Annotated in this window: 15 protein-coding genes and 1 pseudogene; 10 read left to right on the forward strand and 6 right to left on the reverse strand. The window is 70.6% G+C overall.

Annotation, left to right across the window (positions count from 1 at the left end; genetic code table 11):
• The first annotated feature begins 155 nt into the window (after nucleotides 1-155).
• Genes JYK18_RS40485 through JYK18_RS40495 form a run of 3 tightly spaced genes read left to right on the forward strand, consistent with a single transcriptional unit; the run spans nucleotide 156 to nucleotide 5,519 of the window.
• Nucleotides 156-4,613, forward strand: a complete 4,458-nt coding sequence (locus JYK18_RS40485; RefSeq protein ID WP_206809199.1) for a DUF6531 domain-containing protein — start codon at nucleotides 156-158, stop codon at nucleotides 4,611-4,613.
• Nucleotides 4,610-4,996 (forward strand): hypothetical protein, encoded by a 387-nt coding sequence (locus JYK18_RS40490; RefSeq protein WP_206809200.1) that lies wholly within the window; start codon nucleotides 4,610-4,612, stop codon nucleotides 4,994-4,996. Before JYK18_RS40485 ends, JYK18_RS40490 begins: the two co-directional genes overlap by 4 nt.
• A 16-nt stretch (nucleotides 4,997-5,012) precedes the next feature.
• Nucleotides 5,013-5,519, forward strand: a complete 507-nt coding sequence (locus tag JYK18_RS40495) for a hypothetical protein (RefSeq protein WP_206809201.1) — start codon at nucleotides 5,013-5,015, stop codon at nucleotides 5,517-5,519.
• Here JYK18_RS40495 and JYK18_RS48360 read toward each other — a convergent pair.
• Complete coding sequence (locus tag JYK18_RS48360) at nucleotides 5,509-5,691, reverse strand: CGNR zinc finger domain-containing protein (RefSeq protein WP_374195100.1); 183 nt, start codon at nucleotides 5,689-5,691, stop codon at nucleotides 5,509-5,511. The two genes, JYK18_RS40495 and JYK18_RS48360, sit on opposite strands and share 11 nt — an antisense overlap.
• Here JYK18_RS48360 and JYK18_RS40505 point away from each other — a divergent pair.
• Complete coding sequence (locus JYK18_RS40505) at nucleotides 5,663-5,848, forward strand: hypothetical protein (RefSeq protein WP_206809203.1); 186 nt, start codon at nucleotides 5,663-5,665, stop codon at nucleotides 5,846-5,848. The genes JYK18_RS48360 and JYK18_RS40505 overlap by 29 nt on opposite strands.
• A 138-nt stretch (nucleotides 5,849-5,986) precedes the next feature.
• On the opposite strand, the gene JYK18_RS40510 is transcribed toward JYK18_RS40505, so the two are convergent.
• Together JYK18_RS40510 and JYK18_RS40515 are read right to left on the reverse strand one after the other, a co-directional pair.
• Nucleotides 5,987-7,804 (reverse strand): serine/threonine-protein kinase, encoded by a 1,818-nt coding sequence (locus JYK18_RS40510; RefSeq protein WP_206809204.1) that lies wholly within the window; start codon nucleotides 7,802-7,804, stop codon nucleotides 5,987-5,989.
• Complete coding sequence (locus JYK18_RS40515; protein WP_374195101.1) at nucleotides 7,801-9,678, reverse strand: serine/threonine-protein kinase; 1,878 nt, start codon at nucleotides 9,676-9,678, stop codon at nucleotides 7,801-7,803. Before JYK18_RS40515 ends, JYK18_RS40510 begins: the two co-directional genes overlap by 4 nt.
• Before the next feature lie 251 nt (nucleotides 9,679-9,929).
• On the opposite strand from JYK18_RS40515, the gene JYK18_RS40520 reads away from it, so the two are divergent.
• The 3 genes from JYK18_RS40520 to JYK18_RS40530 all read left to right on the forward strand — a co-directional run bounded on the left by JYK18_RS40520 (nucleotide 9,930) and on the right by JYK18_RS40530 (nucleotide 15,461).
• The gene (locus JYK18_RS40520) at nucleotides 9,930-13,757 is read left to right on the forward strand and encodes a hypothetical protein (RefSeq protein ID WP_206809207.1); all 3,828 of its coding nucleotides are present in this window, start codon (nucleotides 9,930-9,932) and stop codon (nucleotides 13,755-13,757) included.
• A gap of 149 nt (nucleotides 13,758-13,906) precedes the next feature.
• The gene (locus JYK18_RS40525; RefSeq protein WP_206809209.1) at nucleotides 13,907-14,353 is read left to right on the forward strand and encodes a YbaB/EbfC family nucleoid-associated protein; all 447 of its coding nucleotides are present in this window, start codon (nucleotides 13,907-13,909) and stop codon (nucleotides 14,351-14,353) included.
• Between the two features lie 13 nt (nucleotides 14,354-14,366).
• The gene (locus JYK18_RS40530; RefSeq protein WP_206809210.1) at nucleotides 14,367-15,461 is read left to right on the forward strand and encodes a hypothetical protein; all 1,095 of its coding nucleotides are present in this window, start codon (nucleotides 14,367-14,369) and stop codon (nucleotides 15,459-15,461) included.
• A gap of 9 nt (nucleotides 15,462-15,470) precedes the next feature.
• Here JYK18_RS40530 and JYK18_RS40535 read toward each other — a convergent pair whose 3' ends face one another.
• Both JYK18_RS40535 and JYK18_RS40540 read right to left on the reverse strand, forming a co-directional pair.
• Nucleotides 15,471-16,256: a DUF899 family protein gene (locus JYK18_RS40535; protein WP_206809211.1), complete on the reverse strand. Its 786-nt coding sequence runs from the start codon at nucleotides 16,254-16,256 to the stop codon at nucleotides 15,471-15,473.
• Between the two features lie 141 nt (nucleotides 16,257-16,397).
• On the reverse strand, nucleotides 16,398-17,081 hold the full coding sequence (locus tag JYK18_RS40540) for an MFS transporter (protein WP_206809212.1): 684 nt from the start codon (nucleotides 17,079-17,081) through the stop codon (nucleotides 16,398-16,400).
• A gap of 198 nt (nucleotides 17,082-17,279) precedes the next feature.
• Here JYK18_RS40540 and JYK18_RS40545 point away from each other — a divergent pair, with 198 nt between their 5' ends.
• Nucleotides 17,280-17,684 (forward strand): WXG100 family type VII secretion target, encoded by a 405-nt coding sequence (locus JYK18_RS40545; protein WP_206809213.1) that lies wholly within the window; start codon nucleotides 17,280-17,282, stop codon nucleotides 17,682-17,684.
• Nucleotides 17,681-18,781 carry a hypothetical protein gene (locus JYK18_RS40550; protein ID WP_206809214.1) on the forward strand — a complete coding sequence of 367 codons (1,101 nt, stop codon included), beginning with the start codon at nucleotides 17,681-17,683 and terminating at the stop codon, nucleotides 18,779-18,781. Before JYK18_RS40545 ends, JYK18_RS40550 begins: the two co-directional genes overlap by 4 nt.
• A 131-nt stretch (nucleotides 18,782-18,912) precedes the next feature.
• On the opposite strand, the gene JYK18_RS40555 is transcribed toward JYK18_RS40550, so the two are convergent.
• Nucleotides 18,913-19,782, reverse strand: coding sequence for a TetR/AcrR family transcriptional regulator (locus JYK18_RS40555; RefSeq protein WP_206809215.1), 870 nt, complete (start codon nucleotides 19,780-19,782; stop codon nucleotides 18,913-18,915).
• Between the two features lie 1,148 nt (nucleotides 19,783-20,930).
• Between JYK18_RS40555 and JYK18_RS47300 the strand changes: the two are divergent.
• A pseudogene (locus tag JYK18_RS47300) lies at nucleotides 20,931-21,245 on the forward strand (right-handed parallel beta-helix repeat-containing protein); the annotation flags it as partial.
• Nucleotides 21,246-21,563: the final 318 nt, after the last annotated feature.

Raw genomic sequence — 21,563 nt, forward strand, 5'->3', positions numbered from 1 at the left:
TTGCAACGTGGCATACCGCACCCGCAAGAGCCAGATGGCCGCCACCCCGCCCCGGGCGGTACGCCACGCGGTCCACATCGGACGGTCCATCGGCGCCGGGTGGAACCCGGGTGGCCGGAACGGCGTCGTAGAGTGCGGATCGGAAGGGAGAGTGCATGCCTGAGGGGAATCCGCTGGTCGCGCAGGCTCAGTCGCAGACGACCGGGGTGACCGGGATCGGGATCGCCGAGTCCGCGGTCGATCTGGCCAACGGCGTGTCCGATGGCTCCTGGGTCGAAGCCGGACTCGGCGCGGTCGGGGTCGGGCTCGAAGTGCTCTCCCTGGTCGTCGATCCCATCGGCACCCTCGCCTCCTACGGCGTGTCCTGGCTGATCGAACATGTGCAGCCGCTGAAGGAAGCGCTCGACTGGCTGGCGGGTGATCCGCCGGTCATCCAGTCGTTCTCCGACACCTGGGCCAACGTCGCCGCCGAAGTCAACGCCATCGCCGGAGACCTGGGCAACGAAGTCACCAACGGCACCGCCGGCTGGCAAGGCGAAGGCGCCGAGGCCTACCGAGGCGCCGCCGCTGAGCAGGCTGATGCCCTGGCCGGGGCGGCCTCGCTCGCGGACGGGATCTCCGCCGGTGTGATGATCATGGGCACCGTCGTCGCCGCCGTGCGCGAGCTGGTGCGCGACCTGGTGGCCGAGCTCGTCGGCAAGCTCATCACCTGGGCCCTCGAAGCCGCAGGCACCCTCGGCTTCGCCACCCCGGTGATCGCCGTCCAAGCCACCACCGCGATCACCAAGACCATCAACAAGATCAGCGAGTTCATCCGCAAGCTGGTCAAAACCATCGGCAACGTCTCCCCGAAAATCAAGAAGATCATCGACAAACTCGGCGAGATCATCGAGAAGCTGTCCAAGATGCTGCGCAAGGGCGGCAAACCCGGCAGCAGCACCACCCCCTCCAGCACCAAACCGAACACCACCAAAACCCCCGACACCACCCCGAACTCCCCCGACACCACCCCCTCCGGCACCGACACCACCCCCGACAGCCCCACCACCCCGGACAGTGGCAAACCCGGCAGCAACAACCCCGGCAGCGACTCCCCCAGCAACCGCCCGGACGACGTCAACGACACCAAGACCCCGATCGACCAGCGCAAGTGCGAGAACGACCCGATCGACGTGGCCACCGGCGAGATGGTGCTGCCGCAGACCGACGTCGAACTCGCCGGGGTGTTGTCGCTGGTCCTGCGTCGCACGCACATCTCGTCCTACCGGGCCGGGCTCACCTTCGGCCCCTCCTGGGCGTCCACCGTGGACCAGCGGCTGGAGTTCGACACCGAAGGCGTGCTGTTCGTCGCCGAGGACGGCATGCTGCTGGCCTACCCGACCCCACCGGAAACCGGTTCGGTGCTGCCCGCCGCGGGACCGCGCTGGCCGCTGAGCCGGTCCGGCGACGGGTTCACCGTGCAGCGCGATTCGGGACAGAGCCTGCACTTCCCGGACACGGGCCCGGTCGCGCCACTGGCCGCGATCGAGGACCGCAGCGGCAACCGGATCACCGTGGAGCGCGACGGCTCCGGGCAGCCGCTGGCCGTCCAGCACTCCGGCGGCTACCGGGTGGAGTTCGACCACGACGGCGGCCGCGCCGTCGCGCTGCGGCTGGCCGAACCGGCGGGCCCCGGCATCGTGCTGGTCCGGTACGGCTACGACGAACGCGGACGGCTCACCGAGGTCGTCAACTCCTCCGGCCGCCCGCTGCGCTTCGAGTACGACCTCGCCGGCCGGATCGTCCAGTGGACCGACCGCAACGGCGAGTGGTACCGGTACCTCTACGACGCCCGGGGCCGGTGCGTCGCGAACCAGGGCTCCGGCGGCTTCCTCAACGGGACGTTCAGCTACGACCAGGACGGCACCCGCTTCACCGACGCGCTGGGCAACAGCACCACCTATCGCTTCGACGAGCGGAAGAACGTCGTCGCCGAAACCGATCCGCTCGGGCACACCTGGCTGCAGGAGTGGGACGCGGACGACCGGCTGGTCAGCCGGACCGACCCGCTCGGCCGCCGCACGAGCTACGAGTACGACCAGGACGGCAACCTCACCAGGCTGACCCGTCCGGACGGCACCCAGGCGCTGGCCGAGCACAACGAACTGGGCCGCCCGACGGTCACCGTGGACCCGGACGGCGCGGTCTGGCGGCGGAGCTACGACCACGCGGGCCGGGTCGTCTCGATCACCGACCCCACCGGCGCCACGACAACCTGCACCTACCACGAGAACGGGCAGCTCGCCTCGGTCACCGACGCGCTGGGCCGCACCCGCCGCACCGAGGTCGACGCGGCGGGCCTGCCGCTGGCCGAGGTCGACGTGCGCGGCGGCGTCACCCGGTACCAGCGCGACCAGTTCGGCCGGATCATCTCGGTGACCGACGCGACCGGCGCGACCGCGCGGATGGCCTGGACGGTCGAGGGCAAGCTGCTGTCCAGGACCGCGCCGGACGGGAGCGTCGAGCGCTGGCAGTACGACGGGGAAGGCAACGAGGTCGAATACCAGGACGCCGCCGGACGCGGCGTTTCGGTGCGCACCACGCACTTCGACCTGCCCGCGGTGGAAACCAGGACCGACGGCAGCAGCCTGCGGTTCACCTACGACGCGGCGCTCCGGCTCCGGACGGTCACCAACGCGCAGAACCTCGAATGGCACTACGAATACGACGCGGCGGGCCGGTTGGTCGCCGAGACCGACTTCAACGGCAGGCGCGTCCAGTACGAACACGACGAGGCGGGGCAGCTCACCGGGCGCACGAACGGGCTCGGCGAACGGATCGGCTTCGTCCGTGACCGCGCGGGACGGATGCTGGAGCGGCAGTACGGCGGCTTGGTCGAGTCGTTCGAATACGATCCGGTCGGCAGGCTGGTCCGCGCCCGCAACGCCGACGCCGACCTGGTTCTGAGCCGTGACCTTCTCGGCCGGGTGATCTCCGAGTCCGTCAACGGTCACGCGGTGACCTCGGCCTACGACGCGGCCGGACGACGGATCTCCCGGCGCACCCCGACCGGTGCGGAATCGCATTGGCAGTACGGCGAAAGCGGCCTGCCCGCGGTGCTGACCACCGCCGGGCACACCGTCAGCTTCGGGTACGACGCGGCGGGCCGCGAGGTCGAGCGGTTGCTGGACACCGGCACCATCATCGCCCAGTCCTGGGACGCGAACCACCGGCTGGCGCACCAGACGGTGTCCACAGTGGCCGGTGGTGGCCGGGCCCGGCTCATCCAGCGGCGGGAGTTCGCCTACCGCGCGGACGGCCACCTCGTCGGGGTGAACGACCAGCTGGACGGCCCGCGGTCGTTCCAACTGGACGACGGTGGCCGGGTCACCGCCGTGCACGGAGCGGGCTGGACCGAGGAATACGCCTACGACAGCACGGGGAACGTGCGGGCCGCGGGCTGGACCGGCGGCGATCCCGAGGCCCACGGTGAGCGCGCGTACACCGGCACCCTGCTCACGCGGGCCGGGAAGGTGCGTTACGAGCACGACCGCCAGGGACGCGTCGTGCTCCGGCAGCGGAAGCGGCTTTCGGCCAAACCCGAGAGCTGGCACTACTCCTGGAACGCCGACGACCGGCTCACCGGCGTGGTCACCCCGGACGGGAGCCGCTGGCGCTACCTGTACGACCCGCTGGGCAGGCGGATCGCCAAGCTCCGGCTCGGCCACGGGGACACCGTGGCCGAGCGCACGGACTTCTGCTGGGACGGCCTGCAGCTCGCCGAGCAGGTGCACTCCGGCGGGCACGCGCTCACCTGGAACTGGGAGCCGGGCACCTTCCGGGCCGTTTCCCAGGTGGAACGCGTGCGCTCGGCGGATCAGGGCTGGGTCGACAGCCAGTTCTTCTCGATCGTGACCGACCTGGTGGGCACCCCGACCGAGCTGGTGGACGCGGCCGGTTCACTGGGCTGGCGCCGGCGGTCGACGATCTGGGGGCACGACGTCGGCTCGGCGGCGCAGCCGGCGGGCACCCCGTTGCGCTTCCCCGGTCAGTACTTCGACCCCGAGTCCGGCCTGAACTACAACCACTTCCGGCACTACGACGCGGAAACCGGCCGGTACGTCTCGACCGACCCGATGGGGCTGGCGCCGGGGCCGAACCCGCACGCCTACGTGCCCAACCCCACCGCCGCGATCGACCCGACCGGGCTTTCCCCGTGCCGCACCTACTACAGCGTGCAGGGCCGGTCCGACGCCGACCGCCTGATCAACGACGGTGGTGAACCGTGGCCGTCCGGTGTGGACGCGCAGGGCAGGCCGCGCAGCGAACTCGGTGACGGTCTCTACGCGTGGGAAACCCGTGATCAGGCGGAGCGCTACCTGGATATGGTCCGGAACCGCGATGGCGCGCCGAGTGATCTGGAGATCATCGAGCACCGCATCCGCGGCGAGGACTTCGACGGGCTGCGGTCGGCGGACATGACCACAATGGACGATGACGCGGCGACGGAGCTGTGGCAGCAGGGCGGGAACCACGACTACGAGCACATCCGCCGGGGCACCGGCCGGTTCGGCCCGGAGAACTACTTCCACCACAGCGTCTACCACCTGTTCGACACGAGGAGGCCCGGGTGACCGGCGAGTTCAGGTTGCAGCGCCAGAAGAACGGGCGCGGCTACTTCGGCCACGTGAAGGTCCGCACGGTCCCCGCGACCACGCCGTCGGTGTCCTGGGCCATCCCCGCGGGCGACCAGGCTTCGCTGCAGGCCAAGGCCGACGCCGAATTCGTCGAGGCAGCGCTGGCCGGCGTGCGCGACGGGCTCGACCTGCTGCGCGACCTGGGCACCGATGTGGACGGTCACGCGGTGGAGATCGTCGAAGCACTGGCGTACCTGACCGACCTGGACGAGTCGGCGGTGCGGGCCGCGGGAACCCTCGCCGTGGCCGACGCCTTCGGTGCCCGCGACCGCTTCGACCTGACCTTCGACTCCGGCTGGCGCGTCACCCCTCTCCCCTGACACCGGCGGAAACCAGGTGACCGCGACCACGACCTCCGGCGACAATGGCCCGGTGAACCCGGAAACCGCCGTGAGCGAACTGCGTACCGCGCTCGGCCTGTGGTACGTCGGCCAGGTCGGCGCGGATGCCTTGGTACGGGCGGCGTGCACCCTGCTGGTGGCCGGGTTCGACGGACTGTCGCTGTGCATGCTCGCCGCGGTGTCGGTGCGCGACGCCGACGCCGAGGTCCCGGAGTACCTCGAAGCCGCGCTGCACGAGGTCGGTCTCGACTTCCACCCACGGGACACGCCCGCCGCCCGTGAAGCGGGTCTGCGCGCGATGGCGGCACAGACGTTGGCGCAGGTGCTCACTCCCCGGCGACTGACGTCTTGGGCGCACTGCGCCTTCGGGCACACCACGCTCGACCTCGCCGAGCGGTTGGCCGAGCTGGACGACCTCTACGACATGGCTGACTACGACGAGCGGCCGACCGGCGACCTCGACGCCGAGGTCATGGCCGAAGCGCGGCGCCTCACCAGCTGACGCCGGAAACTCCCGGCGAATTGCGGTGGCGCCAAGTTTTCTGCTTCGACTGGTTGCCGCAGGTTCGCATCGAACACCAGCGGCCCGTCCGAGCGCGGGAGTGGTCGTAGAACGCCTGTTGGCACGCGTCGTTCGCGCACACCTTGAGCCTGCACCACTCGCCCGTCGTCATCGCTCGGACCAACGCCGCCGCCGAACACGCGCGGCTGACGGTCGAACTCGATGAGGACGGCTGGTCACTGACGCCACGTGCGACCGGGATCACGGGTGCCTTGGGACACCTCGTCGCCGAAGTGGACCATATTCTCGCGTGCGGCGGCACCGGCTGACGCACCGGATTCGACCGGCTACGTCGTCTCGGGCACCCTCGTGCTGGCCGTCGTCGGTCACGTTCTTCTCACCCAGGCACAAGGTCGTGCAGGAACCAGCCGGCGAATACTCGGAACTCGCCCGGTGACGCTTCGGGTTCACCCGGACAGCTTCGCCATGATCGCCCTGGCGTACGCGGTCGCGGTACCGCACGGATCGCCGGTCCGGTTCGACGTCACTTCGAGGACTTCCGTGCGCTGGTCGTCGATCTGCCGTTGCGTCCAGGTGAGCACGCAGTGGCCGGTGTTCACCTGCGACAGATAGGCGTCGGTCCCGTCGACCTTCGTGGGGTCCCCGGCATCGCGAGGGGGTTTGCCCGGTTCTCCCTGCGTCACCCCCAGGCTCATGGTGCCGAATGGTCCTTCCCACCGGCAGCCGCGCAGGAGGTACGGGGTGGCCTTGGTGGCGCCACCCACCGCCGACCGCGCCGTTTCACCGTCCACAAGGGAGCACGGATCCGCGAGAAAAGCGCTGTGCGGAGGGGCTTCCCAGCGGAACACCTCCGTGCGCAGCCGGTCGACGACGACGCGCAGCACGGCCGTCACCGGAGCGCAGGTGTCGGCCGTGCCGGTGGGGAACTGGATCCCGATGCCCAGTTCGGGACGCGCGGGCGTCTGGACGAGCGCGCCGCAGCCGGTGTCCACATCGGTCAGCAGCACGGGCAGGCCGTCGATGTCCACCCCGGCGTCCCGGCCCGATTCGGTGCCGGCGTCGCTGTCCATCCCGATGGTCAGCCAGACGTTGAGGTCGGCTTCGGAGGTCTCGTAGGTGCATTCGCCGGGCTCTTCGGAGCGCCACGCGGTGAACTCGCCGACCGGGTCCAGTTCGACCCCGTCCAGCACCCGGCACGGATCCACCTGGCGCAGTCGTGCGTCGGCCAGCGCATCCCCCACCGGTAGCGGCAACGCGGTGGCCCGGCCGCCGATCACGTCCTCGAAACCGGCCGTCGCGGCGAACGCCACCGCGGCCGCGCAGAGCACTCCGGCCAGCACGGCGGTGACCTTGCCGCGCGAGCGTTTCAGCGGTTCGGGCACCGGCCACGACAGCACCTCGCGGATCCGCGCGTCCTGTGCCGCGATGAGGTCGCGCACGCAGTCGGGCCAGCCCGCGCCGGGCGGCACCGGTCCCAGCAGGCCGAGCAGTTGCCGCGGGGTCGGGCGCAGTGCCGGCTCCTTGGCCAGGCACGGCTCGGCGAGCTCGGCGATCCCGGGCGGGAGTCCACTGAGGTCCGGTCGCGTGTGGACGATGTTGTACAGGGTCTGCGCCGCGGTGTTCCCGGTGAACGGGGCCCGCCCGGTCGCCGCCATGACCAGCAGCGCGCCGAGCGAGAACACGTCGCTCGCCGGGGTGAGCACCCCGCTCGTGGCCTGCTCCGGGGACATGAACGCGGGCGAGCCGATGATGGCACCCGTGCTCGTGAGATCCGAGCCCTCGACGGCGCGGGCGATGCCGAAGTCGATCACGCGGGGCCCGTCGGCGGCGAGCAACACGTTGCCCGGCTTGAGATCGCGGTGCACGAGTCCCGCGCGGTGGATGTCGGCCAGCGCGGTGGCGAGCCCGGCGGCAAGGTACCGGACGGCCTCGGGCGGCAGCGGTCCCGCCGCGTCGACGGCCTCACGCAGGTTCGGCCCCGGCACGTGGACCGAGGCCAGCCAAGGAACCTCGGCATCGGCGTCGGCGTCGAGCACCGCGGCGGTGTAGGCACCGGAGACCTTGCGCGAGGCCTCCACCTCGTGGCGGAACCGGTCGCGGAAACCGTTGTCGTGGGCGAACTCCGGGTGGATCTGCTTGAGCGCGGCCAGCCGCCCGTCCGGTGACAGTGCCAGCAGCACCCGGCCCATGGCGCCCTCGCCGAGCGAGGCGAGCAGCCGGTAACGGCCGGCGGTACGCGGTTCGGCGGGGTCGAGCGGCTTCATCGCGGCAACCTCGGCACGACCTTGTCCGCGACTTCCCTGGCCTGGCGGCAGGTGTCGACGGGGTTGCCCTCGGCAGGCGGGCGCACCCGGATGCTCGCGACCTCCCTCGGCTGCCCTTCGGTCCCGTGCTGGAGCCAGCGCAGTTCGCAGACGTCCGGCTCCGTTTCGGTGAAGGACCGCTGGTACGCGGTCATGCCGCCGATGGTGATCCGCTCACCGCGAGTTTCGTCCGCGTTCGGCGGCGAATCGTAGTAGTCGAGCTGGACGGAGACCGAGGCCGAGTCGGCGACGTACCACGTGCAGCTGTGCGAGGTGCTGCTGAACCGGTCGGTGGGCAGCACCCCGAAGATCGGCTGCGCTTCGAGGTCGGTGAGCAACGCGCAGGCGTCGACCTTGCCCAGCGTGGTGTTCTCGTCCGGCAGCCGGGCGCTGCCGCCGGTGATGGCCAGGACGGCCTCGCCCAGCTTGGCTTTGGCGTCCTCGCAGAGCTCGGCGGTCGCACCGGCCGCGTCGTCGCGGGCGACGTCCACGCTGAGCGCGGATTCCGGATCGTCAGGCAGGGCGACCGTGGCGCGGCACCGGTCCCGTACCCGGTCCGACTCGGCGCGGACGAGGGCCGGCATGCCCGCCACGGTGGCGGTCTCGGTCGCCTCGGCCGCGGGGATCGGCACGGACGGCACGCCAACGGAAACCTCGTGCTGCCCGCCGCTGACGAACGCGCAGCCGGTGAACCCCATGCGGTTCCGGACGTCGAGGCCGGCGAGCACCTTGCACGGGTCGATGTGGCGAAGACCCGCCACGCTCAGCGGCGCGGGCGGCGGAGGTGGTGGCGGCGGTGTCGTGGGTCGCGGCACCGGCGCTTCGGCGGGTGGGGCCGCCTGCGGTGTGGACTGCGCGAGCAGCACGGAGACCGTCACCGCACCGGCGACGACGGCAGCGGCGCCGACCACGGCCGCCGCGATCTTGCCTCGCCGCCCGCGCAGCGCGCGCGATGCCGCCTTCTCGCGGCCGGTGATCAGCGCGTGCACGGCATCGGGCCACGGTCGCGGGCTCGGCGCGAGCGCACCGACCGCATCGAGGAGCTGGCTCGGTGACGGCCTTCGCAGCGGGTCCTTGGCCAGGCACGGTTCGGCCAGGTACCGGATCGCGGGCGGCACCGCGGCCAGGTCGGGTTCGAGGTGCACCACGTTGTACAGGGTCTGCGGCGTCGACCGGCCGGTGAACGGGGCCCGGCCCGTCGCCGCCAGCACCAGCAGGCCGCCGAGGGAGAACACGTCGCTCGCGGGGGTCAGCCGCTGTCCCTGGGCCTGCTCGGGTGAGAGGTATCCCGGCGAGCCGATGATCGCGCCGCTCCGGGTCAGTTCCGAGTCGCCCTCGCTCGCCCTGGCGATGCCGAAGTCGATCACCCGCGGCCCGTCGGCGGCGAGCAACACGTTGCTGGGCTTGAGATCCCGGTGGATCAGCCCCGCGCGGTGGATGTCGGCCAGCGCGGTGACCAGTCCGACCGCGAGCCTGCGCACCACGTCCTCGGGCAGCGGTCCGGCGGCGTCGACCGCCTCCTGAAGCGTCGGCCCCGCGATGTACAACGACGCCAGCCAGGGTTCCGGCGCGTCAGGATCCGCATCCAGGACCGGCGGCGTATACGCCCCCGAAACCCGCCGCGACGCCAGGACCTCGTGGCGGAAGCGCTCGCGAAACCCGGGGTCGTGCGCGAGGGCCGGGTGGACCTGCTTGAGCGCCGCCAGCCGCCCATCCGGCGCCCGGGCGAGGGAGACCCGTCCCATGCCACCGGTACCGAGCGAGGCAAGCAGCCGATAGGGCCCGACGTCCGCGCTCAGGCCCCTTCTCGCGAACTCCACCCTGGTCCCCCGCACGCCTCGCGTGACTTTCGTCGTCGGAATGTAACACCCACCCACCCTCCGACGACGCGGGTCCACCCGCGGTTCCCCGGCTGACCCCAGCACCCTTTGCCGGGAATCCCGGAGAAACAACCGGGTGCAGCGGTTTCGCACGAATTCGTACGCCTCGCCACCGGATCCGGTGATGTTCCCGGCGCTGCGAGTAACGGCCGAACTACGCTGTCGAGCGGTTACGTGAACGTGCGCAACACCGGGGAGCGTTTCTGATGGGGGAGCAAAAACCCGACCCGGCCGGGATCGATTCGATTTCGGCTTTCGGGGCAGCCCTGACGGCGTTGAAGGAACGCTCGGGCCGGTCGCTGAGCCAGCTGGCCAACGCGACCGCCGATGCCGGTGGCGGGCTGAGCCGGAGCACGTTGAACGGTTACTTCAAGGGAAGGCACCTGCCGCAGCAGGGCGTGGGTCAGGAATTCGGCCTGCTCCTGCGTGAACTCGGGATCAGCGATGACGCGCAGCGGCAGGCGTGGTGGACCGCGGTGGAGCGGCTGCGCCGCCGCTTCCGCAACGGCGGGGACAGCCCGGTCAACCCGTATCCGGGGCTCCGCTCATTCGACACCACCGACACGGCACGGTTCTTCGGCCGCGCCGCGCTGACCCAACGGCTGCTCGACGAGATCACCGCCCAAGCCGGGCAAGGCACCCCGGTCCTCGTGGTGGGACCGTCCGGCGCCGGGAAGTCCTCGTTGCTGCGGGCCGGGCTGCTGCCGAAGCTGGCCGACGCCGGACGGCTGCCGGTGGTGATGGTCCCCGGCCGGTCCCCGCTGACGGAACTGTCGGCGCGGCTGGCCGAGGCGACCGGAACCAGGGCGAACGACGCCGCGGCCGGGTGGAGCGAGTACGCGGCCGCCTTCGGGCGTGGTACGGGCGTGCTGGTGGTGGACCAGCTCGAGGAGATCTTCGCCGCCGACGTCGGCGACACCGACCGGCACGCCTTCCTCGCCGCCGTGTCGGCCGTGGCCCGGGAAGCCCCGGTGGTGCTGGGCCTGCGTGCCGACTTCTACGGACCGGCCCTGCGCTGCCCGGAACTGGCGGCGGCGTCGCAGGACGCGCAGATCGTGGTGGGCCCGCTGACCGGTCCCGAACTGCGCGCGGCCATCACCGAGCCCGCGCACGCGGTGGGGGTGACGGTGGACGACGGGCTGGTCGAGCTGCTGGTCCGCGAAGTGTCACCCGCCACGCGCGAAGAGCCGGACGCCGCACACGAGCAGGGCGCACTGCCTCTGCTCTCGCACACGCTGCAAGCCGCCTTCGATGCCGCCGTGGCCCGCGGCGAACGGGTGCTCGGTGTCGCCGACTACCACTCGGTCGGCGGTCTCCGGCACGCCATCGCCGAAACCGCCGAGTCCGCCTACTGCGGCCTCGGCGCCCGCGCCCAGCAGGTCGCGCGCTCGGTGTTCCTGCGCTTGGCGCACGTCGGCGACGCCGCTGTCGACACCCGTCGCCGGGTGAGCCGCGACGAACTGGTCGGCGACCGGCCGGACACCGAGGCCGAAGAGATCGACGACCTCCTGGACACCTTCATCGCCCACCGGCTGCTGACCGCCGACGACGACACCGTGCAGATCAGCCACGAAGCCCTGCTGCGGGCCTGGCCGCGGCTGCGCGGCTGGCTCGACGACGACCGCGCGGGCCGCCAGGTGCACCGGCGGCTGACCCTGGCCGCCCGCACCTGGCGCGAGCACGGGCGCACCGCCGACGACCTGTACCAGGGCAGCACGCTGGCACTGGCACTCGCTTGGACGGCCGAGCACCAGGACGAGCTCAACCCGCTGGAACGGCAGTTCCTCGAAGCCGGGGTCGGCAAGCGGGACGCGGCGGAGACGGCGGCCCGCCGGCGGGTCCGGCGCCGCTACCAGTTCGCCAGCGCGGCCGTTGTTCTGGTCGTCGTCGCGGCGAGCGCGTTGTTCTACGCCTGGCGCACCCAGGACGCGGCCAAACGGGACGGCGCCCTCGCGATGTCCCGCGACCTCGCGGTCAAGGCGGAACGGCTGCGCGAAACCGACCCGGCGCTGGCCGCCCAGCTCGCCGCCATCGCCTACCAGCGGTCACCCACGGCCGAGGCCACGTCCGCGCTGCTGGACTCGGCGGCCCGTCCCCTGCCCGCCCGTTACCTGAGCCCCGGCGACGGCACCCATGTCGTGGCCGCCACGACCGGCGTGGTCGCCACCGGCGCGGACAACGGCACGATCGCCCTGTCGCGAGCCGGTCAGCACACGCCGGTGGGACCGCCGCTGAGCGTGGGAAGCCGCCCGGCGACCGTCACGCTCAGCACCGACGGCAGCCTGCTGGCCGCGGTCGGCGAGAACGGCACCGTCCGGGTCTGGGACGTCCGCGACCTCGCCGTCCCGGTCGAGGTCAAGACCATGACCGGGCCGAGCGGCAGCGTGGCCTCGGTGGCGTTCTCGCCGGACAACCGCACCGTCGCCGCGGGCGGAGCGGACAACAAGATCCACCTCTGGCACCTGGACGATCCCGGCAAGGACGCCGTGCTCAGCGGGCCACAGGCGGCGGTCACCAGCGTCGCCTTCGCCCCGGACGGCCGGACGCTCGCCGCGGGCAGCCGGGACCGCGCGGTCCACCGCTTCGCCCTCACCGACCCGGCCGGACCGCACGCCCTCCCTGCCCTGACCGGTCTGGGCGGTCAGGTGTTCTCCGTGGCGATCTCCCCCGACAGCCGGGTTCTCGCCGCCGGCACGAGCAGCGACCGCGCCGTGTACCGGTGGGACGTCACCGATCCCGCGGCTCCCCAGCCGCTGGGCAAGCTCACCGGACCGGCCAGCTGGGTCACCTACATCGACTTCAGCCCGGCGGGCGACCGCATCGTCGCCGCCAGTTCCGACCGCAAGCTCTGGGAATGGGACCTCGCGACCGGCGCGGTCCGCCGCACCCTGCCGCACGCGGGGGTGCTCACCACCGCCCTCTACGTCGACGAGCACACGATCCTCACCCTCGCCGAAGACGGCATCACCCGGATCTGGACGGTGCCCGGCCCGGTCATCGACGGCTTCGCCGACACGGTGTTCGCGGTGGCGCTCGCCGGTCCCCTGCTGGCGGTCGGGCCGGGTGCCCAGGACAACGGCATCCACCTCGTCAACGCCGCGGAACCCGGCAAACCCGCGCCCGTCTCCGTGCTCCGGCCCGCCCTGGGACAACCGGGAAAGTTCAGCGGCCCCACCGCGATCGATCCGGATCGTCACCTGCTCGTGGCCGGTACCGGGGACGGCGGCATCCACGTGTGGGACATCGCCGACCCCGCCCGGCCGCGGCAGCTCACCGAGTTCCCGGTCGCCCCCTCCACCGTGGCGTGGGTCGAATTCGAGCCCCGGGGCACCGGACTGCTGGTGGCCACGAAGGATGGCACCGTCTCGCTGCTCGACCTCGCCGATCCCACCCGGCCGATCCGCCTGGCCGCCATGCGTGAGTCCGAGGAAGCGCTCAACGACGCCCGCTTCAGCCCGGACGGCGAGCTGCTCGTGACGGGCAGCGATGACGGAAACGCCTACCTTTACGACGTCGCCGACCTCAACCGTCCGCGCCGGCTGGCCACGCTCGCGGTCGGGGACGGGGCGACCTCGGCCGTGTTCAGCCCGGACGGCGCCATCCTGGCGGTCGGCGCCGCCGCCGACGACAACGTCTATCTCTGGGACCTGGCCGACCCCGCCGAGCCCAAGCCGCTCGGCGGTTCCCTGGACGGACCGGTCGCCGACCTGCACCAGCTGGCCTTCCACCCCGGCCGCAACGAACTCGCCGGCGCCAGCATCGACGGCACGGTCTGGCTGTGGGACCTCACCGACCCCCGTGAACCCCGTCGCACGGCCACCGTCACCGCCTCCGCCGACGCGGCGATGACGCTGGCCTACAACCACGACGGCACGCTGCTCGCCACCGGCAGCCGGGACGGCACCGCGCGCCTGTGGCGCACCGACCCCGACGCCACCCTCCGCTGGCTGTGCACCGCTTCCGGTGCCCCGATCACCGCCACCGAATGGGACCAGTTCCTGCCCGGCACCCCGTACGCCCCACCGTGCGCCTGACCAGCTGTGCGAGTTCGTACGGAACCGCCGCACGTCCTTGTCGCACGCACGATCGCGCCGTGATGATCAGCGACGGGGAGGCCGGCGACGGGCGCGCACCCCAGCGCCCGTCGCCGGAAGCACCGGGACGCGGACAGGGGAAGGGGCTCATGGAGTCGACAGGGCGGGCGGAGATCGAGGGGAAGCTGTCGGCGATGCGTGAGCGGGTGACCCAGCGCGCGGGCGCGGCCAAGGCCGCGTCGGACGCGCTGATGGACCTGACCACGAGCGCGGAAACCGAGGACGGCGCGGTCCGCGCGACGGTGAGCGCCACCGGCGCGCTGCGGGAACTCACGCTCGGCGACTCGGTCGGCACCTGGGAACCGCGGCGCATCGCCGAAGAGGTCCTGCGGTGCGTGCAGCAAGCCCAGGCCGGACTCGCCACCGCCGTGCAAGAGGTCATCGCCCCCACCGGGCCCGACCTCGCCGCCCTCGTCGCCGGCCAGCTCCACGAGGGCTTCCCGCCACCGGAGCCGGGTGACGAGCGACCCCCGCGGGCCGTCGACGACAACTACTTCGACGAGCTGACCTTCGTGCGGCCGCACGACGAGACCTGAGGGGCATCAGGCCATGACCTTCGCGTGGGACCCCTACGCCGCCGAGCGGGCCGGAGAGCGATTCACCGAACTCGCCGGCAACAGCGAATACCTGAACACCATGGTGTACGAGCACGTGGAGAGCTGGAACGGGGGCGGCCTGCTCGACCTGCTCGTGATCCACCACCAGAAGCTGGCCAGGGAACTGGGGCTGTCGGCAGGCTGCACTCCGGCGATGCTCACCAGGCTCACCACCAACCTGGACGACGTCGCCGCCCTGTACCAGGCGTCCGACAACGATGCCGCGGTCCGGATCGACCGGGCGTGGGACACCATGGGCTACGACGTTCCCGCCTCCGGAGACGCCGACCTCGAACGCCACGGCGGCGAAGGCTACGACTTCGGCACGGACCTGCCTTCGCAGCGAACGCCCCAACCCGGGGACTTCACCATCCAGGACTTCGTCAACACCATTCTGGGCCTGCCCGGCTCGCTCGCGGTCCCGGGCGGCGCGCCTGATCACCCCGTGCTCCGGGAGATCTGGCGCGCGATCGTCCAGGACTCCCGCAAGGAGATCGAAGCGATCGCCACGCTGCTCTCGGGCGACTGGGACGGAGTCTACCGGGCCGGTGACGCCATGTGCGGCGCCGGCGACCACTGGCGAGAACTCGGTGACGCCACCCGTCACGCGGCGGGCACCCTGTACCGGCACTGGAACGGCGACGCCTCGGAATTCGCCGAGCGGTTCACCAGCATGATCTGCGATCTCTACACCGAAGCGGGTGCGGACATCACCGACTGCGGGCTGCAGTACAAAGCACACGCCCACGGCTGCTATTTGCTCTTCGGCGAAATCACCTCGATTTTGGGTGAAATCCCCGACCTCATGCACGCGTTGTTCATGCTGATCGACGCCGCGGATCGCAGTACCCTGCCGACCGCGGTACCGCTGCCGACCGTGCTCGGCGCGATCTACCGGACGATCACCCAGATCTTCGACAAACTCGGCGACACCATCGATCTGGTGCGGAAGGTCCTGTACCTCGTCGAAGCGGTGGTCGCGATCGTTCTCGCCGCGGTGCCGCTGTTCGCGGACTACAGCAACAAGATGCGCGGGGCCCTCGACTGAGGACGCCGCTCACGCGCCGTGCGACCCGCAACAGTGGGACGGTGTTCCGCCGGTGCTCGCCGTGGTGTTGCCGAGGTCGTCGCGGTGGCCTGCCTCGAGTCGCGGCCACTGCGCGATGGGGCGCCCGTTGATGCGGGTGACGTGGCCGGAACCGGTCCCCCACTCCTGCGGCCAGCCTTCGGGCGACTCCTCCCACGGCTCCTGCCTGCCGTACACCGTGAGGTCCATGAGGGCGTAGCTGTTGTCCATCGTCTCCACGCCGCGGCGCGTGGTCCAGTACGTCTCGAAGACGCGGTCGCCGTCGCGCAGGTAGCACACCAGGTGCATCATGCCGACCTGGCGCCCGACAAGGAGTTCTTCGACCGAGTCCTGCGCGGAGTACCACGGCATGCGCCAGCCCATGAAGTCGCGGTAGCGGCTGCTTTCGGCGTAGGGGCCTTGGCAGAAGACCGCGTAGGTGATGTCGCGTGAGTGCAAATAGGACAGTTCGGCGACCTGGGTGGCGCACCAGGTGCAGCCCTCGCACTGCTCCGCCGCGGGACGCCCGGGCTCCCACATGAAGTAGTAGGCGACGAGCTGCTGCCGCCCTTCGAACGCGTCGAGCAGCGTGGTCGGTCCGCTGGGTCCGGCCAACTCGATGCCCGCGTCCAGTTCGACCATCGGCAACCGCCGTCGAGCAGCGGCGATCGCGTCGCCCTCCCGGCTGTGCGCCTTCTCCCGGATCCGGATCTTGTCGATCTCCGCCTGCCAAGCGCCGCGGTCGGCCACCGGTGGGCGCGAGTGGGTGTTCGTCATCTCCGTCGCCTCCGAACTCGAGCGAGGCCGAACCAGGCCGACCCCGATAGCAACCATTCGGTTGCCACACTATGGCAACCAACTGGTTGCGTCAACCGGGTGGTGCTACCTCGAGGCCCGGTCGTCCCGGCCGAAGACGTACTAGCTGGCGCCCCCTGATCGCCACGGGTCGCCGGTGAAACCGGTCGGCGGGTACGGCGCGGGCGGAGCCTGGCGCTTGGCCGAGGTGAGCCCGACGATCCCGATCACCCCGTTGACCACCAGCGCGATGAGCACGAACGGAATCGCGACCAGCTGGATCACCCGGAACCCGACCGCTTCGGAGATCAGCTGGCCGATGACCGGAGCGAGCACCAGCGCGAGCACGGCGAGCCCGCCGGTCACCCCGGCGACGAGGCCCCGCCGCCCGCGGAGCTTCATGATCAGCGCGACCGTCGCACCGGCGGCCGCACCCGTGCCCAGACCCGAGAGGACACGGCCGACCATCAGCAGGCCACCGGCGTTGGCGAAGGCAGCCAGCGCAACGCCCAACAGCAGGAAGCAACCCGCGGCGACGGCCACCGCCGTGGGGAAGCGGGCGCCGAGCAGGAGTCCGGCAGGTACCGCGAGCGCCGCCGCGACCAGGTAGGCGACCAACCCGATCATGAGCATGCTCTGCCCGGACAAGCCCAGGTCCAGCTGGATCGCCGACATGCCATCGAACCGGTAGATCACGGTCAGCATGAACAACCCGATCAACGCGACGAGCCCGGGCCCGGACACCTGCCACCAGGCAGGCGCGGCAACCGGGCGGGTGACATGCGGCAGCGGCGGCGTCACAGACATGCGCACACCGTATAGCGCCGGCAGCCGGTTCACCCCGCGTTTCCGGAAGCCCGATCAGGCCGAGACAACCGGGGCGTCCCAAGAGCGGCTCCAGCCGTTCACCGAACGATGGGCAGATGGCCGATTCGCCCGCAGTTGATCTTGATACGGGCTACGCTCCCGGTCAACCATTCAGGATCTTCTCACCAAGGCGGCCAGATGGACTCGAACCCACCCCCCAAGGGGGTCGCAGCCGGTTTCCACGTCAGCACGGCCAGCCTGGACGAAGTTCAGCAGAAGCTGGCCGAGGTGCGCGACCACTTCCAGGGCAAGGTCGACACCCTGAAATCGCTGGAGGGCCAGCTCGGCGATACGTTCTTCGGCGGGAACGAAGGCGAGACGGGCGCCTTCCAGCGAAGCTATCAGGCGTTCGGCCACGAATGGGTCAGGCAGATCAACCGGATCCTGACCCTCGACCAGACTTTCGTGAACCTCATCCACCAGCACAGTGAGGCAGTGCGGAACGCGGCCACCATGTACGCCAAGGCCGACGAGGACGCACGGATGAAAATGCAGTCCATTCTTGACGACGCGGCGCAAATCGGTGTGCGGAGGGAATCATGAGCGACGAATGGCCCCTGGCGCCGGGCACAAAACCGTCATTCGGGTTGCTGGCCGACGTGGACACCAGCGAAATGCCGCACGCCGAGCAGTTCGCCGCCAGCCTGGAGGCACTGGCGAACCGGACCACGGAAGTCTATTCGTCGGTCCCCGGCATCGTGAACATCGAAGGCGAACAGCACGAACTGCACATCCACGGCGAACTCGGTGTCCAGCCGACCGGGTCCTCTTCGATCAGCGTGGCGTACCACGCTCATCTCGAAATGGCGCTCGACGTCGAATACGTCGGCTCGGTGATCGATCACCTCGGCACGACTCCCGAACACTTCATGGCCTTCGCGCAGGTGCTGTCGGGGCAGCACATCGCCATGAGCGACACGGGGTACCTGGGGCCGGATTCCGAAGGTTACGCTCCTCCCATCGATTTCTCCTATTACCACCTCGCGTTCTTCAAGGTTTCGGACGGGGGTACGCCCTCCGGAGACGTGAAAGAAGCCCTTGCCGACCACGCCGCGCTCAACCGGGCGCAGCAGGCGATCGTCATGTCGGATTGGGACAGCACGGCAAAAGAAGCGGCGATGGAGAAGTTCGTCGGACTGATGAACTTCCTCATCTACCTCCGAGGGCCGATGTACGCGGAACTCGGTGCCACGCTCGTCACGTACGCGACTCTGGTCAAAGCGGCCAGGAAGCAACTGGACGGACTCATGGCCCAGGCCGACGCGGCGATGCGGCGGCTGGACGCCCATGACCCCGAACCGGGCAAGGTGCTGGGAACGCTGTTGACCTTGGCGGGCTTCATCCCCGGACTCCCCTACGCGATCGCCTTCGGCATCGGCGTGGCCTCGGCCGTCGTTTCCGCGATCGAATCCAAGGCCAAGGTGGAAAGCTCGGAAAAGATCACCATTCCCGCCGATCGGAGCGCCTCGTGCGTGGACATCCTGAGCTGGTTCCTCGAAAAGGCTCGTGATACCTGCGAAGAGCTGGCTGTCGGCATCCAGAACCTGACGAAACGACTTCCCGAACTGCTCGACGAAGTGGCGGCGGAGATCCCGAAAGAGGCGTACATCCAGCCAGAGCTCAGAACACTGCCCGCCTGACGGTCACCACCGGCGCAGGTCTCGGGCGCCAAGGGCGCCGGACGCCTTCGGTGCGGCCACCCACCCCCGCGCGAGCGGGGGTGACCCGGGGGACACCTCGTCGAGGACCCGGAGGCCTCAGGCTCGGCGAATCACGAAGGATCAGACCGACGCCGGCGATAGGCACGTTGCTGACAGGCCCTCGAGCAGTAGTCCCGTGGCCGTCCCCGCCCTCCCCCGGCCACCGGCTTCCCGCACACCACGCACTTCGCTCCCCCATTTTCGTCACGAATTACCTCACGCCCCGCGCTGTCGACGAGCGCCTGGACACCATCGAGCGTGCGCCGCAGACCGAACTCGAACGGGTCGAGCGGCTCGTCCATGCCGCCGCTCTCCCACAGCCTCGCCAAGGCCGGATAGGCGTCCAGCCGCTCGAACAGGGACTCGCGTTCGCTCCACCAGCGCTCATGGGAGATCCCGGTGCGCCGCTGGAGTTCCGCGGTCTCCCCCGCCTGGCGCGCGACCGACTCGACGAACCCGCCCACGAGGTTCACCACCGCGATCACCTGAGCCGGCGCCAGACCGCCGCGTGCGGCGACGTCGAGCGCGTGGTCGTACCCGGCCATGATGTTCGGCCCCGGCAGGCGGCGGCTTCCCGCGCTGTAGACCAGCCACGGGTGCCGCTGGTGGATCCCCCACGCCCGGCGCGCCCAGCGTTCGAGGCCGGTGCGCCAATCCAGCCCGTCCGCGGGTTCCAGCGGCGCCTCCCCGTAGACGGCGTCCCGCATGAGTTCCACCAGTTCCGCCTTGCCGGGAACGTAGCGGTATAGCGACATCGTCGTGGTGCCGAACCGTTCCGCGACCTTGCGCATGGACAGCGCGCCGAGCCCCTCGGCGTCCGCGACCTCGATCGCCGCCGCGACGATCCGGCCGAGGCTCAGCCCCGGCCGGTCCGGTTCGCGCGCGCCCCACAGCAGTTCGATCGCCCGTTCCGGATCCGGCTGCGTGTCGTCTTCGGCCACCCGCTGCTCCCTTGACGCTGGTCCCTCGACCGTGTTTAGCTGATACACCTCAGTATATCCCATAAACTACCTCCCCGGAGCGCCCCACCATGCCCGAAAACAGGTTGTACGTGTCCCCCGACGGCCAGGACGACTGGCCGGGCACCCTCGACCGGCCGTTCGCCACCCCGCACGCGGCCCAGAGAGCCGTCCGCGCGCTCACCGCCGAGATGACCGGCGACATCGTCGTCGCCTTCCGAGCCGGTGTCCACCACCTCGAAGAACCGCTCACCTTCGACGCGCGGGCCGACTCCGGAACCCATGGCTTCCGGGTGACCTACCAGGCCCACGGCTACGGAACGGCCGACCAGGAGAAGGTCGTGCTCAGCGGCGGCCGCGAGGTCGCCGGCTGGTCCGCGGGCGCCGACGGCGTGTGGACCGCCCCGATCGGCGAACGGGAACCACGACGGCTCTCCGTCGACGGCCGCCCCGCCGCCCGGGCGGCCCGCACCACCGGACTTCCGGGCAGCGTGACGAAAACAGCTACCGGTTACGTCACGGACAGCGTGGAGCCTCAGTCGTGGCCGGATCCCGCGGGACTGGAGTTCGTCTACCCGGGCGTCTATCCGTGGTCCGAAGCCCGCCTGTCGGTCGCCGCGATCTCCGGAGACGGTTCCTCGACCACCATCACCATGGCCCAGCCCGCCTTCGACAACGCCAAGTCCCTCTACGACTCGAAGTGGTACGGCGCAGGGGGCGACGGGGCCTGGGACGGCCTCGCCGCACCGTCCGTGCTCGAGAACAACGTGGCCTTCCTCGACGAGCCGGGCACCTTCGCCGTCGACCGCTCCGAACCGGGCCGACACGTCCTGCACTACCGCCCGCGCTCCGGCGAGGAGATCGGCAGGACCACCGCGATCGTGCACGTTCTCGAGACGCTCGTCAGCGCGAAGGACGTGCACGACATCGCGCTGCGCGGTCTCACCTTCGCCGAGGCGAACTGGCCGGGCCCCACCCGCACCGGTGGTTACCTGCACTACCACGGCAACAGCCGCCACGAGCACGGCGAGTTCCAGAAGATCGACATGGGCGCCGACGTGGGTTATGTCCACGTTCCGGCGGAACCGACCCAGTTACCGGCCAACGTCTTCCTCGACTCGGTGAGCCGGATGGTGCTGGAGGGCAACCACTTCACCCGCCTCGGCGCCGGCGGGCTGGCGATCGACGGCAGTACCGACGTCGCGGTCCGGGGGAACGTTTTCGCTGAGATCTCGGGTAGCGGGATCGCCGTCCAGAACTCCACTCGCGTCACCGTCGAGGACAACCTCGTCCACCACATCGGCACCGAGTACCGCGGTTCGCCCGCCGTCCTGGTCTTCGCCTCCGAAGAGACCACCGTGGCGCACAACGAGATCCACGATGTGCCGCACAACGGCATCGTGATCACCGGCGGCGAGCGGGCCCGAGGCACCCAGGTGGTCGGGAACCTCGTCGAACGCAGCATGGGGGCGCTGATGGACGGCGGCGGGATCTACCTGTCCGCTCCGCAGGGCTCGTCGTTCGCCGGCGGGACGGTGGTCCGGGGCAACGTGATCCGCGATGTCCTGACGTCGTACAACTTCGGGCTCTACGCCGACTACGGCGCCGCGTGGATCAGCGTCATCGGGGAACATCGTGTGCCGGGCCGACACGCCGATCGTGCTGCAGGTGGGCCCGCCGCTGGAGAACGTCGCCTTCCTCGGCAACTTCTGGGACGTCCTGCCCGACGGCTACGAGGCCCCGCCCAAGACGGTGACCGTGGC

The sequence above is a fragment of the Amycolatopsis sp. 195334CR genome, assembly GCF_017309385.1.
Taxonomy (GTDB): Bacteria; Actinomycetota; Actinomycetes; order Mycobacteriales; family Pseudonocardiaceae; genus Amycolatopsis.